Annotated in this window: 12 protein-coding genes; 4 read left to right on the top strand and 8 right to left on the bottom strand. The window is 66.5% G+C overall.

Annotation, left to right across the window (positions count from 1 at the left end; genetic code table 11):
- Positions 1 to 8 precede the first annotated feature (8 nt).
- From cobG to cobJ, 4 genes are read left to right on the top strand one after another with little or no spacing between them, the layout of a single operon-like run.
- On the top strand, positions 9 to 1,334 hold the full coding sequence (gene cobG / locus ACODS9_RS11115) for a precorrin-3B synthase (protein WP_401109149.1): 1,326 nt from the start codon (positions 9 to 11) through the stop codon (positions 1,332 to 1,334).
- A complete protein-coding gene (locus ACODS9_RS11120) occupies positions 1,327 to 1,953 on the top strand; it encodes a precorrin-8X methylmutase (RefSeq protein ID WP_011535884.1) in 627 nt (208 codons plus the stop codon). The genes cobG and ACODS9_RS11120 overlap by 8 nt, the downstream gene beginning before the upstream one ends.
- Complete coding sequence (locus tag ACODS9_RS11125; protein ID WP_102683173.1) at positions 1,950 to 2,684, top strand: precorrin-2 C(20)-methyltransferase; 735 nt, start codon at positions 1,950 to 1,952, stop codon at positions 2,682 to 2,684. Before ACODS9_RS11120 ends, ACODS9_RS11125 begins: the two co-directional genes overlap by 4 nt.
- Positions 2,672 to 4,372, top strand: coding sequence for a precorrin-3B C(17)-methyltransferase (gene cobJ / locus ACODS9_RS11130; protein ID WP_489093909.1), 1,701 nt, complete (start codon positions 2,672 to 2,674; stop codon positions 4,370 to 4,372). Before ACODS9_RS11125 ends, cobJ begins: the two co-directional genes overlap by 13 nt.
- A gap of 12 nt (positions 4,373 to 4,384) precedes the next feature.
- On the opposite strand, the gene ACODS9_RS11135 is transcribed toward cobJ, so the two are convergent.
- The 8 genes from ACODS9_RS11135 to prmA form a co-directional block, all read right to left on the bottom strand.
- Positions 4,385 to 4,981 (bottom strand): MarC family protein, encoded by a 597-nt coding sequence (locus ACODS9_RS11135; protein WP_023633040.1) that lies wholly within the window; start codon positions 4,979 to 4,981, stop codon positions 4,385 to 4,387.
- Between the two features lie 129 nt (positions 4,982 to 5,110).
- Positions 5,111 to 7,885, bottom strand: coding sequence for a hybrid sensor histidine kinase/response regulator (locus ACODS9_RS11140; RefSeq protein ID WP_489093910.1), 2,775 nt, complete (start codon positions 7,883 to 7,885; stop codon positions 5,111 to 5,113).
- A 136-nt stretch (positions 7,886 to 8,021) separates the two neighbouring features.
- Complete coding sequence (gene purD, locus ACODS9_RS11145; protein ID WP_046854049.1) at positions 8,022 to 9,314, bottom strand: phosphoribosylamine--glycine ligase; 1,293 nt, start codon at positions 9,312 to 9,314, stop codon at positions 8,022 to 8,024.
- A 181-nt stretch (positions 9,315 to 9,495) separates the two neighbouring features.
- Positions 9,496 to 11,103 carry a bifunctional phosphoribosylaminoimidazolecarboxamide formyltransferase/IMP cyclohydrolase gene (gene purH / locus ACODS9_RS11150; protein ID WP_489093911.1) on the bottom strand — a complete coding sequence of 536 codons (1,608 nt, stop codon included), beginning with the start codon at positions 11,101 to 11,103 and terminating at the stop codon, positions 9,496 to 9,498.
- A gap of 78 nt (positions 11,104 to 11,181) precedes the next feature.
- On the bottom strand, positions 11,182 to 11,502 hold the full coding sequence (gene fis / locus ACODS9_RS11155; protein WP_011535876.1) for a DNA-binding transcriptional regulator Fis: 321 nt from the start codon (positions 11,500 to 11,502) through the stop codon (positions 11,182 to 11,184).
- On the bottom strand, positions 11,499 to 12,512 hold the full coding sequence (gene dusB / locus ACODS9_RS11160) for a tRNA dihydrouridine synthase DusB (RefSeq protein ID WP_489093912.1): 1,014 nt from the start codon (positions 12,510 to 12,512) through the stop codon (positions 11,499 to 11,501). The genes fis and dusB overlap by 4 nt, the downstream gene beginning before the upstream one ends.
- Before the next feature lie 205 nt (positions 12,513 to 12,717).
- On the bottom strand, positions 12,718 to 14,049 hold the full coding sequence (locus ACODS9_RS11165; protein ID WP_489093913.1) for a DUF3426 domain-containing protein: 1,332 nt from the start codon (positions 14,047 to 14,049) through the stop codon (positions 12,718 to 12,720).
- 43 nt (positions 14,050 to 14,092) lie between these two features.
- Complete coding sequence (gene prmA, locus ACODS9_RS11170; RefSeq protein WP_046854052.1) at positions 14,093 to 14,971, bottom strand: 50S ribosomal protein L11 methyltransferase; 879 nt, start codon at positions 14,969 to 14,971, stop codon at positions 14,093 to 14,095.
- Positions 14,972 to 15,074: the final 103 nt, after the last annotated feature.

The following is a 15,074-nucleotide window of genomic DNA, read 5'->3' on the forward strand; positions in this document are numbered from 1 at the left end:
TTTCACGATTGCCGGATGCCCCCTTGACGCCGCCCCTGCCCCCCGAAGTTTCGCCCCGTCCCTCGGCCTGCCCGGGGTTGTGGCGCATCGTCGCCGCGCGCGATGGCGGCATCTGCCGGATCAAGCTGCCCGGTGGCCTGCTGCTGGCCGACCAGGCCGATGCCGTGGCCGACGCCGCCGAGCGTTTTGCCGGAGGCGTGATCGAGGCGACCAACCGGGCCAATCTGCAGATTCGCGGCATCGGTGATGACCACCGGGGCCTGGTCGAGCAGCTGCTGGCTGCCGGGCTCGGCCCGCGTGACGCGGCCGGTGATGATGTGCGCAACCTCATGGTGAGCCCATTGGCTGGGCTCGATCCGGCCATGGTGTTCGACACCCGACCGTTGGCCGGGCAGATTCTCGACCTGCTGGAAAGTACACCCAGGTTCCACAAGCTGTCGGCCAAGTTCGCCGTTCAACTCGATGGCGGCGAAGCGCTGGCGATGCTCGAGCACGCCCATGATCTGTGGCTGTCCGCGATGCAACGCGAAGGACGCATCTGGTTGCGGTTCGGGCTCGCCAGCAGCCTGTCGAATAGCCAGGCGCTGGGCGCGGTGCCGGTGGAGCAGGGGCTGGCGTTGGTGCGTGCAGTGCTGGAGCGCTTCCTCGACCTGGCGACCCCCGAGCAGTCGCGCATGCGTCAATTGCTGCAGGTGTGCCCGGTGGAGCACTTCCTTGAAGGGCTGCCCCTGCAAATCGACACCTCATCGCTGGCTTGGCAGCGCCCGGCAACGACAAGTGCCTGGCTTGGCATGTTGCCCCAGCGCCAGGGCGTGGCCCTGGGCGTCGCGCCACCCCTTGGTCGCCTGACCCCGGCCATGCTGCGCGGCGCCGCCCATGTCGTCCGCCAATGGGGCGATGGCAGCTTGCGCCTGACGCCTTGGCAGAGCCTGGTACTGACCAACCTGAACCCGGCCCATGTGCAGCCTGCCCGCGAACACCTTGCGGCCCTGGACCTGCTGTGTCACAGCGAGCACCCGCTGGCGCGGGTCGTCGCCTGCACTGGCTCCAGCGGCTGCGCCAAGGGCCAGGCCGACACCAAGGCCGATGCCGTCACCCTGGCCGGCTTGCTGCACCACGGCGCCCCAGGCAGCGTGCACCTGTCCGCCTGCCCACGTTCCTGCGCCATGGCCCATGCGGCCCCGGCCACCCTGCTGGCCCGCGCCCCGGGCCGCTATGACCTTTACCTGCGCGATGCGCGCCAGCCGGGCTTCGGCAGGCTGCGCGGCGCCGACCTCACCCCAGAAGAAGCAGGCGCCATGCTCGACCTGCCGACGGAGCACCTTGATGATTGACTACATCCGCGATGGTCAGGAGATCTATCGCAATTCCTTCCGCATCATCCGCGAGGAAGCCCGGCTCGAGCGGATCCCCGCCGATCTTGAAAAGCTCGCCGTGCGCGTGATCCATGCCTGCGGCATGGTCGAGGCCATCGATGGCCTGCAGTTCTCCGAAGGCGCCGGCACTGCCGGCCGCGAGGCCCTGGCCAAGGGCGCGCCGATCCTCTGCGACGCGCACATGGTCGCCGAAGGCATCACCCGTGCCCGTCTGCCGGCCAACAACCCGGTGATCTGCACCCTGCGCGACCCGAGCGTGCCGGACCTGGCCAAGGCCGAAGGCAACACCCGTTCCGCCGTGGCCCTGGAGCTGTGGCGCCCGCACCTGGAAGGCAGCGTGGTGGTGATCGGCAACGCGCCGACCGCGCTGTTCTACCTGCTGGAAATGCTCGATGCCGGCGCACCGAAACCGGCGTTGATCCTCGGCTTCCCGGTCGGCTTCGTCGGCGCCGCCGAATCCAAGGCGATGCTCGCCGCCGACAGCCGCGGCGTGCCGTTCGTGATCATGCAGGGCCGCCTGGGCGGCAGCGCGATGGCCGCCGCGGCAGTCAACGCCCTGGCCACGGAGGTGGAATGATGCAGGCACGCGGACGACTGCTGGGCCTCGGCGTGGGCCCGGGCGACCCTGAGCTGATCACGGTCAAGGCCTTGCGCCTGCTGCGCGAGGCGCCGGTGGTGGCGTACTTCGTTGCCAAGGGCAAGCGCGGCAATGCCTTCGGCATCATCGAAGCGCACCTGCAAGCCGAACAGACCCTGTTGCCGCTGGTGTACCCGGTGACCACCGAGGCGCTGCCCGCGCCGCTGTCCTATGAACAGGTGATCAGCGACTTCTACGACGAAGCCAGCGTGCAGGTGGCCGAACACCTGGATGCCGGCCGTGACGTGGCGGTGATCTGCGAGGGCGACCCGTTCTTCTACGGCTCCTACATGTATCTGCACGACCGCCTGGCCTCGCGCTACGAGGCCCAGGTGATCCCGGGCGTGTGCTCGATGCTCGGCGGCGCCTCGGTGCTCGGAGCGCCGCTGGTGTATCGCAACCAGACCCTCACCGTGCTTTCCGGTGTGTTGCCCCATGAGGAGCTCAAGCGCCGTCTGGCCGATGCCGACGCCGCAGTGATCATGAAACTGGGACGCAACTTCCCCAAGGTGCGCCAGGTGCTCGCCGAACTGGGCATGGATAGCCGTGCGCTGTACGTGGAGCGGGCGACCATGGCCAACCAGAAGATCGTCGCGCTGGACGAGGTCGACCCACAGTCCTCGCCATACTTCTCGCTGATCATCGTGCCGGGTGAGAAATGGCAGGGATGAACAAGGCTCCGGCAATCGTCATTCTCGGCCCGGGCAGCCTGGCCACCGCGCGGCGTATCCAGGCCTGTTATCCACAGGCGCTGATCCATGGCCTGGAAGGGCGCGTGGAAGGGGCCGACCGATACTACGCAGCATTTGGCGACACCCTGCGTGCGCTGTACCAGCAGGACACGCCGATCATCGCCCTGTGCGCGGCGGGTATCGTTATTCGCACCCTGGCGCCGCTGTTGAGCGAAAAAGGCGTCGAGCCACCGGTACTGGTGGTGGCCGAGGACGGCAGCGCCGTGGTGCCGCTGCTCGGTGGCCTGGGTGGGGTCAACGTCATGGCCCGAGAGATCGGCGAGGCGCTGGGTGTGAGCGCGGCGATCACCACCAGTGGCGAGCTGCGCTTTGGCACCTGCCTGCTCAACCCGCCCGAGGGTTACGCACTGGCGGACCTGGAGCAGGGCAAGCGCTTCGTCTCCGACCTGCTGGCGGGTGAGACGGTGCGTGTCGAAGGCGACGCGCCGTGGCTCGAACACGTGCAGTTGCCCGCCAGTGACGAGGCGCAACGCACTATCCACGTGGGCAGCGCACTGCGTCCGGCCAGCCGTGACGAACTGCTGATCCATGCGCGTTGCGTGGTGGTGGCGGTCAGGGCCGGTAGCGCCGACCTGGTGCACCAAATACGCGAGGAACTGCTGCGGGCGAACATCGCCGAGCCCGCGCTGGCCTGCCTGCTGGCGAGCGAAACCGAGATGGCGGAGCCAGCCCTGCACGAAGCTGCACGGGCACTGAATGTTGCCCTGCGCTTCGCCCCGGCTGCCGAAAGCCTGGAGCGGATGCTGGCTGATGCAGTCCCGCAAGCGCGGGTAGGCTCGTCCGTGGGGCTCGCCCACGCCGTTTGCCCGGCACCTGTCGACATCGACCGCATTGGCCGGCGCCGTGGTCGCCTGGCCGTGATCGGCCTGGGCCCTGGTGCCGCCGAGCTGATGGTGCCGGCGGTCAAGGCTGAGCTGGCGCGTGCGCAGGATGTGCTGGGTTACGAAACCTACGTGCGCATGGCCGGCCCCTTCCGCGACGATCAGGTGCTGCATTGCACCGACAACCGCGAAGAAATGCAGCGCGCCCGCCATGCCTTCGAGCTGGCGGCGCAAGGGCGTTCGGTGGTGGTGGTGTCGTCGGGCGATCCGGGCGTGTTCGCCATGGCCGCCGCGGTGCTCGAAGCGCTCCACGAATCCAGTGACCCGGCCTGGCAGCGCGTCGAGCTGGAGATCCTGCCCGGCGTCTCGGCCTCGCTGGCTACCGCCGCCCAGGCGGGGGCGCCACTGGGCCACGACTTCTGCGTGATGTCGTTGTCGGACAACCTCAAGCCCTGGTCGATCATCGAGAAACGCCTCGACCTGGCGGCCCAGGCGGATCTGGTGCTGGCGTTCTACAACCCGATCTCCAAGGCCCGACCGCATCAGCTGGGCGTGGCGCTGGAGGTGGTGCGCCGCCATCGCGACGCAGGCACTCCCGTGGTGCTGGGCCGTGATATCGGCAGGCCGGGGCAGACCCTGCGGGTGGTGACCTTGGGCGAGCTGCTGCCGGAGATGGTCGACATGCGCACCATGGTGCTGGTTGGCTCCTCGACCACCTGCACCTTCCCCCGTGCCGATGGCGGCCAGTGGGTGTACACGCCGCGCTGGTACCCCGCCAAGCCCTGAGCGCAGCCGGGGTCAGGGCAGCAGGTAGCCCTTGATCCCGGTGAAGATGATCTGCGCCGCCAGGGCGCAGACGAACAGCCCCATCAGGCGGCTGACGATCTGCAGGCCCTGGTCGCCGAGGATCCGTTCGATACGGTGCGAGAGGTACAGCACCAGGCCCACGGTGAAGCTGGCCAGGGCGATGCTGACGATGGCCAGCAGCTTGTCGTCCCAGTGCGGTTGGCCCACGCCCATCACCAGCAACGCACCGATGGTGCCGGGGCCGACGGTGAGCGGAATGGTCAGCGGCACGATGGTCACGTCCTGCTGCACGTTGTCGGTCTGCACCGCCGACTTGCCCTGGGCCATGCCCAGCGCCGAGATGAACAGCACCGAGCCTGCGCCGATGCGGAAGGCGTCGGCGGTGATGCCGAATACCCCGAAGATCACCCGCCCGAACAGGTACAGCAGCACGCTGGCGACCAGCGTGGCAATGGCTACCCGCCAGGCCAGTTGCTTGCGCTCCTTGCTGGAGTGGCCGCGGGTCAGGCCGATGAAACATGAGAGTACGAAGAACGGGCTGTAGAGCACGAGCATCTTCAGGTAGACGCTGAACAACTCATGGAGCATGGCGCTGGGTCCGCGGCGGGAATGGGTGGCACCTGTATAGCACGGAACCTGTAGGAGCGGCTTCAGCCGCGATCACCCGCGAAGGGGGTATCAGATTCTGTGGTGGCTGCCTCGCGGCTGAAGTCGCTGCTACAGGATCTGCGTGGTGTCGTCGGACACCGCCTGCCGCTGCCCCGCCCAGAACTGCACCAGCTCGCGCAACTGCGACAGCTCCACCGGCTTGGCCATGTGCCCGTCCATGCCGGCCAGGCGCGCGCGTTCCTTGTGCTCATTGAGGATGTGCGCGGTCAATGCCACCACCGGGGTGCGCGGACGCTGGTTGGCGGTCTCCCAGGCGCGCAACTGCTGGGTGGCGGAGAAACCGTCGAGCACTGGCATCTCGCAGTCCATCAGTACCAGGTCGTAGTGCTTGGCCTTCATTGCCTGCAGGGCCTCTTCGCCGTTGCTGGCGGTATCCGGCTCGAGGTTGAGCTTGCCGAGCATGCCGCGGATGACCTTGGTCGAGATGCTGTTGTCCTCGGCCACCAGGATACGGAAGTCGCCGGGCAGGTCCAGCGGCACCGGGGTGCCGACCGGCAGCGGCGGTGCGGCCTGCTCGCGGCCGCGCAGGGCGAGCTCCTCGGCAAGGGTGGTCTTGAGCGTGTAGCCGGCCACCGGCTTGGCGAGGATGCGCTTGACCCCGGCATTGCGGGCGATGATCTTGCTCGGCGCGTTGCTGATACCGGTGAGCATGACCACCAGGATGTCGTGGTTCAGGCTCGGGTCTTCCTTGATCTTGGCCGCCAACTGCATGCCGGTCATGCCGGGCATGTTCTGGTCGAGCAGCACCGCGTCGAAATAGTCGCGCAGGTGCGCCTTGGTGCGCAGCAAGGCCAGCGCCTCCTTGCCCGACGGCACCGCGCTGACGTTCATGCCCCAGGCGCTGCATTGCTGCACCAGCACCTTGCGGCAGGTGTCGTTGTCGTCCACCACCAGCACCCGGGCGTCGCGCAGCGGGCCGTCGAGGTCGGTGGGCGGCTGCTCCAGGCGCAGCGGGTCGAGCGGCAGGGTCAGCCACAGGGTGTTGCCCATGCTGGTGCTGGTCTTGATGCCGAACTCGCCCTGCATCAGCCCGATCAGTTGCTTGGCGATCACCAGGCCCAGGTGGCCGCCGAGCTTGTTGCTGGAAAGGAAGTGGCGGCTGTGCAGCTCGGCCTGCAGCAAGGCGTCGCGCTCGGCCGGCGGCATGGGCTCGCCGCTGTCCTGCACGGCGATGCGCAGGCGCGGGCTGTCGCCACGCTGGTCGAGGGCCACCACCAGCAGGATCTCGCCCTGGGTGGTGTTCTTCAGGGCGTTGTCCAGCAGGCTCGACAAGGCCTGGCGCAGGCGCGTCGGGTCGCCGCTGACCACTCGCGGCACCTGTGGCTGGGTGAAGCTGATCAGCTCGATGTTCTGCTGTTCGGCCTTGGCCCGGAAGATGTTCAGGCAGTCCTCGATCAGGGCATTGAGGTCGAACTGCACGTCGTCCAGCTCGATCTGCCGCGACTCGAGCTTGGAGATGTCGAGGATTTCGTTGATCAGGGTGAGCAGTTCGTTGCCGGCGCTGTGGATGGTCTGCACATAGTCGCGCTGCTTGACCGATAGCGGCGTGCCGAGCAGCAGCTCGGTCATGCCCAGCACGCCGTTCATGGGGGTGCGGATCTCGTGGCTGATCTTGGCCAGGAATTCGGCCTTGGCGTTGATCTCGGCGTCGCTGGCGGCCAGCGCGCGGCTGGCGCGGAAGCGCTCCTCGCTGATCCGGCGCAGGCGCTCGCTGACCGCGAGGTTGAGCAGCAGGCCGCTGACCACGGTCAGCGCCATGAGGATGCACAGCAACCAGGGCGTGGAGGTGCGGGTGAGGCCCAGCAGGGCCGGCAGCAGCACCAGGCCGCCGAGGTTGAACACCAGCATCGCCACGGCGAACAGGCGCGCCGGGCCGTAGCCTTTGTACCAGTGATAGCCGCTGACCAGCAGCATGCTCACGCTGCCCAGGGCGAGCAGGGCGTAGGTCATCAGGTTCAGCGGCAGGGTGTCGACGAACAGCAGCACCAGGCCGCTGACCGCGGCCACCACCATTTCCATGTGCAGCAGGCGATTGAGCCGCGCCGAACTGCAGGGGGAGAAGAAATGCAGGGTGAAGTACAACCCGGCCAGGCCTGCCAGTACCAGCGTCAGGTAGGCCGCCGGGGTTTGCGCGCTGTGCCACAGCTGCCCCCAGGGCCCAGTGAGGTTGAGCAGGATCAGCGCGCTGAGCAGCATCAGGCCGTGGTACAGCGCCAGTACCAGCGTGGTGCTCGAGCGTGTGTAACCGAAGCGGATCAGGTTGTGCAGGATCAGCATCACCAGGCCACCGAACAACAGGCCGAACAGCAGCGATTGGCGCTGGTCGGCGGCGGCGTGGGCGGTGGTCTCGACAGTGATGGCCGGGCGCAATTGGTGTTCGGAAACCAGTCGCAGGTAGATATCCAGTGGTTGGTTGCTGTGCGGCAGTGGCAGCACGTGGTCCCTGCCGCGCAGGGTGGGGCTGAGGCCGTCGCCCTGCCGGCCATGGTGCAGCTGGCGCAGCAATTTGCCGCCTTCCAGGGCGTAGAGGTCCAGGCGTGACAGGTCGGGGGCGAAAATGCGTACCAGTTGTTCCTGGTCGCTCGGATCCAGGCGGTAGTGCAACCACAGGGCCTGGTCGGGGAGGGCGGCATCCAGTTCTTCGAGGGCCAATGGGCTGAACTGGTTGCGGTAGCGTTCGGAGCGCACGTCGGACAGCTGCAGGTTGGCCTGTTCATCGAGCAGCGCCGACCAGCCTGCAGCCTGTTCGGCGTGTGCCGGGAGCAGGCAGAGCAGGGTCAGCAGGCTGACGATCAGGGCTATGGCAATCCGAAGCCGACGCACGACGAAATCCCTTCTTAGCTAATGTGCCGGATAACCACTATGCGCGGCGCGCCAAGGCGAAGGCAAGGCCCCGGCGGGGCCTTGACGACGAGCCGAAGGCCGTGCGCCGGGAGCGGCACGACCGTTGGCTGCACTTTTACTGCTGCTCACCGCGCTCGCGGGCGATGGCCCGGTAGCCGATGTCGTTGCGGTAGAAGCTGGCGTCCCACTTGACCTGCTCGGCCAGGCGGTAGGCCTGCTGCTGGGCGGCTTCGACGGTGTCGCCCATGGCGGTGGCGCACAGTACGCGGCCACCGGCGGTGACCACCTGGCCGTCCTTCAGTGCGGTGCCGGCGTGGAACACCTTGCCTTGCAGCTTGGCGGCGGCGTCCAGGCCGCTGATCACGGCGCCCTTGGCGTAGTCGCCCGGGTAGCCACCGGCGGCCAGCACCACGCCCAGGCTCGGACGCGGGTCCCATTGCGCTTCGACCTTGTCCAGGGCCTTGGCGAAGGCGGCTTCGATCAGCAGTACCAGGCTCGACTCCAGGCGCAGCATGACCGGCTGTGTTTCCGGGTCGCCGAAGCGGCAGTTGAACTCGATGACCTTGGGGTTGCCCGCCTTGTCGATCATCAGGCCGGCATACAGGAAGCCGGTGTAGACGTTGCCTTCCTCGGCCATGCCGCGCACGGTCGGCCAGATCACCTGGTCCATCACGCGCTGGTGCACGTCGGCAGTGACCACGGGGGCAGGGGAGTAGGCACCCATGCCGCCGGTGTTCGGGCCGGTATCCTGGTTGCCGACACGCTTGTGGTCCTGGCTGGTGGCCATGGGCAGCACGTTGTGGCCGTCGACCATGACAATGAAGCTGGCTTCCTCGCCGTCGAGGAACTCTTCGATCACCACGCGCGAACCGGCTTCACCGAAGGCATTGCCGGCGAGCATGTCGCGCACGGCGTCTTCGGCTTCCTGCAGGGTCATGGCGACGATTACGCCTTTACCGGCGGCCAGGCCGTCGGCCTTGATCACGATCGGCGCGCCTTTCTCACGCAGGTAGGCCAGGGCCGGCTCGATCTCGGTGAAGTTCTGGTAGTCGGCAGTCGGGATCTTGTGACGGGCCAGGAAGTCCTTGGTGAAGGCCTTGGAGCCTTCCAGCTGGGCCGCGCCCTTGGTCGGGCCGAAGCAGTCCAGGCCACGGCTGCGGAACAGGTCCACGACACCGATGACCAGCGGCGCTTCCGGGCCGACGATGGTCAGGTCGACGTTCTTCTCGGCGAAGTCGGCCAGTTGCTCCAGGGCAGTGACGTCAATGGCGACGTTCTCGCACTTGGCTTCGCTGGCGGTACCGGCGTTACCCGGCGCCACGAAGATTTTCTCGACCCGTGGGTCCTGGGCGACTTTCCAGGCCAGGGCGTGTTCGCGACCGCCGCTGCCGATGATCAAAACTTTCATGTCAAAACCTCGAAATCTGTCGAACGAGAGGCAACACCCCTCGCTGTACGAGGTCGCAATGAAGCAGGTAGATGCAAGGCGGGGACGGTTCCGATGAGCGCAGTTGCCTTATGGCAATGAGCATCAGCGGAACCGGCCCCAACGCAGCAGATGCCTGCTTCAGTGCGGCCGATTGCCATAATCAGTGGCGGAAGTGGCGCATGCCGGTGAATACCATGGCGATCCCGGCTTCGTCGGCAGCGGCGATGACTTCGGCATCACGCATCGAACCACCTGGCTGGATCACGGCGCTGATACCCACTTTAGCCGCGTTGTCGATGCCATCACGGAACGGGAAGAACGCATCCGAGGCCATTACCGCGCCCTGCACCTGCAGGCCGGCATGTTCGGCCTTGATCGCGGCGATGCGCGCGGAGTTGACGCGGCTCATCTGGCCGGCGCCGACGCCGATGGTCTGGCGCTGCTTGGCGTAGACGATGGCGTTGGACTTGACGAACTTGGCCACTTTCCAGGCAAACACCAGGTCGTGGATTTCCTGCTCGGTCGGCGCACGCTTGGTGACGATCTTCAGGTCGTCGGCAGTGATCATGCCGACATCGCGGCTCTGCACCAGCAGGCCACCGTTGACGCGCTTGAAGTCCCAACCGGCGGCGCGCTCGGCTGGCCACTCGCCGCACTCCAGCAGACGCACGTTCTGCTTGGCGGCCACGACTTCGCGGGCGGCCTGGGAGATTTTCGGGGCGATGATCACTTCGACGAACTGGCGCTCGACGATGGCTTTGGCGGTTTCGCCGTCCAGCTCGCGGTTGAAGGCGATGATGCCGCCGAACGCCGACTCGGTGTCGGTGGCGTAGGCCAGGTCGTAGGCCTTGCGGATACCGCCTTCGTCCTCAGGCACCACGGCCACGCCGCACGGGTTGGCGTGCTTGACGATCACGCAGGCCGGCTTGACGAAGCTCTTCACGCACTCCAGCGCGGCGTCGGTGTCGGCCACGTTGTTGAACGACAGCTCCTTGCCTTGCAGCTGGATGGCGGTGGAAATGCTGGCCTCGCCTTTCTTGGCCTCGACGTAGAACGCCGCGCTCTGGTGCGGGTTCTCGCCGTAGCGCATTTCCTGGGCCTTGACGAACTGGCTGTTGAAGGTGCGCGGGAACTCGCTGCGGTCTTCGGTGGACAGGGTGTCCTTGACCTGGTCGATGGTGCCCATGTAGTTGGCGATCATGCCGTCGTAGGCGGCGGTGTGCTCGAAGGCCTTGAGCATCAGGTCGAAGCGCTGGGCGTAGGTCAGGCCGCCGGCTTTCAGGCCTTCGACAATGCCGGCGTAATCGCTGGCGTTGACCACGATGGCCACGTCCTTGTGGTTCTTCGCCGCGGAACGGACCATGGTCGGGCCGCCGATGTCGATGTTCTCGATGGCGGTCGGCAGGTCGCAGCCCGGCTTGCTGATGGTGGCTTCGAACGGGTACAGGTTGACCGCGACCAGGTCGATCGGCTTGATGCCATGCTCGTTCATGATGGCGTCGTCGGTGCCGCGACGGCCCAGGATGCCGCCGTGGATCTTCGGATGCAGGGTCTTGACCCGGCCGTCCATCATTTCGGCGAAGCCGGTGTAGTCGGCCACTTCCACCGCGTTGACGCCGTTGTCCTTGAGCAGCTTGTAGGTGCCGCCGGTGGACAGGATCTCGACACCGAGCTGTTGCAGCTCACGGGCGAATTCGAGGATACCGGTCTTGTCGGAGACGCTGATCAGGGCGCGGCGGATCGGCAGGCGGGTAGTCTGGTCGGTCATTTCAGATTCCATAACGCGGTGGAGTCAGCAAAAAAGGCGCCTCTTTGCATGAGCGCCTTTTTGGTTGGGGTTCTGGCCTTACAACAGATCGTACTGCTTGAGCTTCTTGCGCAGCGTGCCTCGGTTGAGCCCGAGCATCTCGCTGGCCTTGGTCTGGTTGCCCTTGACGTAGTTCATCACGCATTCGAGCAGCGGCGCCTCGACTTCCGAGAGCACCAGGTTGTACACGTCCGTGACGGTAGCGCCTTCCAGGTGGGCGAAGTAGTTGTGCAGTGCCTTCTCGACGCTGTCGCGCAGGGTCTGGCCCTCTTCGCTCGGCGTGTTCAAGTGCTGCTTGAGGTTGGCGTTGTCGCTCACGGGCGTTGTTCCACTCACTAATGTCTCGGTCATCATCGTCATGCGGCCACCCCTTGTTCGTCCTCTGTCCCAAGGCTCTGTCGACGTTCGGCGAAAAACGCCTGAACGTTGGCGCACTGCGCTTGTGTGTCTTGCAAAGCGTTGAACTGGCTGCGGAACTCCTTGCCGCCAGGTCGGGTTGCCAGGTACCAGCCAACGTGCTTGCGGGCGATCCGCACGCCCATCACATCGCCATAGAAGGCATGCAGCGCGGCCAGGTGCTCCAGCAGAATGCGTTCCACTTCGTCCAGCGCCGGGGCGGGCAGGTGCTCGCCCGTGCGCAGGTAATGCTCGATCTCGCGGAAAATCCACGGCCGCCCCTGGGCGGCACGGCCGATCAGCAGGCCGTCGGCACCGGTGGCATGCAGCACCGCCCGGGCCTTTTCCGGCGAGGTGATGTCGCCGTTGGCGAAAACCGGGATCGACACCGCCTGCTTGATCGCGGCGATGGTGTCGTACTCGGCGTCACCGGTGTACAGGTCGGCGCGTGTGCGGCCATGCACCGCCAGCGCCTGGATGCCGGCCTGTTCGGCGATCTTCGCCACGTTCAGGCCGTTCTTGCTCGTCCGGTCCCAGCCGGTGCGGATCTTCAGCGTCACCGGCACGTCCACGGCGCCGACGACGGCATGGAGGATTTCGGTGACCAAGGCTTCATCTCTCAATAAAGCAGAGCCTGCGGCCTTGTTGCAGACTTTTTTCGCCGGGCAGCCCATGTTGATATCGATGATCTGCGCGCCGGCTTCGACGTTGGCCCGGGCCGCCTCGGCCATCATCTGCGCGTCGCCACCGGCGATCTGCACCGAGCGTGGCTCGGGATCACCTTCGTGGATGCGGCGCAGGCTCGACTTGCGGCTGTTCCACAGGCGCATGTCGCTGGAGACCATCTCCGATACCACCATGCCCGCCCCGAGGCGTTTGCACAGTGTTCGGAAAGGCTGGTCCGTGACGCCGGCCATGGGGGCCAGGATCAGGTTGTTCTGCAGTGTGTAAGGGCCGATGCGTACCGCCGACATAGGTGTTCCCTGTTGTGGGGCCGAATCATTGGAGTTCGAAAAAGGGATGGCATGATACCCGCTCTCGATGACCGGATAAAGATGAATCTGGATAAAATCTGAACAGTTGCGGCGTTATGACACCCAGTGCCAAGCGGCAAGCTTCAAGCTGCAAGAGGCCTGCAGACAGGCTTTTACCTGCGGTTTGAAGCTTGCCGCCTGTCGCTTACTCCGGCGAACGGAAGCTCAGGCTGTAGTTCACCGCCTTCGGCCCAGGGTCGAGGATATCCAGGGCGATGTGGATCGGCGTCTGGCTGGGCATCTCGCCGCGCCCGGCCAGCTCGCCCGACAGGTACTCGCTGGGCTTGAAGCGCCGGCTGGCGATCAACTGGCCGTTGAGGTCGGCGAAGCGCAGCTCGAGCAGCGGGAAGGGCTGGGCGAAGGGCGCGCGGTTGTAGATGATCGCGTCGACGATCAGCGCCCCTTTGAAGTCCGGGTGGCTGCGCACTACCAGGTTGCTGCTCTTGATCCGCGAGATGTCGACGCGGGTCGGCACCTGGCAGCCGAACATCGGGCATAACTGCTGGAACCATGGGCGGTACTGGTCCTGGCGGGCCATTTCGTCGAAGTGGAACCAGACGTACTGGAATGCCAGCAGGCCTGCGGCCAGCAGGGTCAGGAAACCCCACAGCAGGCGCTTGCCCCAGTTCGGGGCGGGCTTTTCCCAGCCCAACTGCAACGGGTCGTCGACCACGTCGACCAGCGGCTCCTTGCGCGCGCGCTCGGGCTTGGCGGCCAGGCTCGGTTCCAGGCGCTGCCCGGGATGTTCGTCGGGGTCATCGTCGCGGGCCGAGAACGGCGCGCTGTGCACCTCGTCGTCAAGCGCCGAAAGGCCCTTTTCCGGCACCGGTTCGTCATGGCTGGGTAACTGCCGCGAGGGTTCGTCGAGGTCGTCGTCGAGTGGCCGATCGCGCACTGGTGGTTCATCGTCGAGATCGAGGCTGGTGGCGCCGAGAGTAGGCTCGGTGCGCTCGTCGTCGGCCGGTGCCAGGTCAAGCGGCTCCTGCTCGACCAGCATCGGTGCGTCCTCGCGCTCCTGCGCAGGCAAACGGTCGCCGTCAGTGGCGGTGCCGAACGGTTCATCGCCAGGCCCATCGCCGAGCTGATCGTCGCGGCGGGCCTGGAGCATGCCCTTGGCCGGGGCTGCGCGCCGATCACCGGGGCTGCGCCGTTCAAGGCGCGCCAGCTCCTGGTCGAGGTCGAGGGCATCGAGTTCCTCGGCCGTGACCGTCCAGTTGTCCTCGCTCGGTGCCGGCGGGGCGGCCTCCGGCTGCACGGCTGCGGGCGCTGGCACGGCCGGCTCGGCTGCCGGCGCCGGCGCACGGGTGTCGCCTTCGCCAGCCGCGGCGCGGTTCTGCTCCAGCAGTTGTTTCGCCGCGTTGAACACCTGCAGGCATTGGCCGCAGCGCACTACGCCGCGGGCCACGCTCAACTGGTGATGGGTGACGCGAAAGCTGGTCTGGCAATGCGGGCACTGGGTGACGAAACTGTCGGTCATGCGGCTGTCCGGGAAGCTGTGCAGGAGATGAGTCTAGGCGCGCTTAGCGGCGGCGACCACTGATACGTACCCAGCCGTCGCGCACGACGATCGGGTCCAGGTCGAAGTCGGCGGCATAGGCGGCGGCCACTTCCTCACCCTGTTCGGCGAGGATGCCCGACAGCGCCAGCAGGCCGCCGGGGCGCACCAGGCCGGACAGCTGCGGCGCCAGCGATACCAGCGGGCCGGCCAGGATGTTGGCGACCAGCACGTCGGCCTGCATGGCCGGCATCTGCTCGGGCAGGTACAGGTCGAACGTGTCGTCGGCAATGCCGTTGCGCTGGGCGTTGTCACGCGAGGCCTCGATAGCCTGCACGTCGATGTCGGTGCCGACCGCGTGGCGGGCACCGAGCAGCAGCGCGGCAATGGCCAGGATGCCCGAGCCGCAGCCGAAGTCGAGCACCTGCGTGCCTTGCAGCTGCTGGCCGTCGAGCCATTCCAGGCACAGCGCGGTGGTCGGGTGGGTACCCGTGCCAAAGGCCAGGCCCGGGTCGAGCAGCAGGTTGACCGCGTCCTTTTCCGGGGCTTCGTGCCAGCTCGGCACGATCCACAGGCGCTGGCCGAAACGCATCGGCTGGAAGTTGTCCATCCAGCTGCGCTCCCAGTCCTGGTCCTCGATCACCTCGGCGTGGTACTCGGGCAGCTCGGCACCGGTCAGCAGGCGCAGGTGGGCGAACACCTGCTCGGGCTCGGCATCGGCCTCGAACAGCGCCAGCAGGTGCGTGTGCGACCACAGCGGGGTGGTGTTGAGGTCCGGTTCGAAGATCGGCTGGTCTTCGGCGTCCATGAAAGTCACCGAGACGGCGCCCACTTCAAGCAGGGCGTCTTCGTAGGTTTCGGCTTGTTCCGGGCTGATGGCCAGGCGTACTTGCAGCCAGGGCATGGCGGGCACCTTTGGTAAATCGACAGGGGCAGCCCGAGGCTGCGCGAAAAGGCCGCCAGTTTACTTGAGTGCGTGGGGTTTGTGCAGGACGCAGTTGTGCTGC

The organism is Pseudomonas sp. FG36 (genome assembly GCF_057809275.1).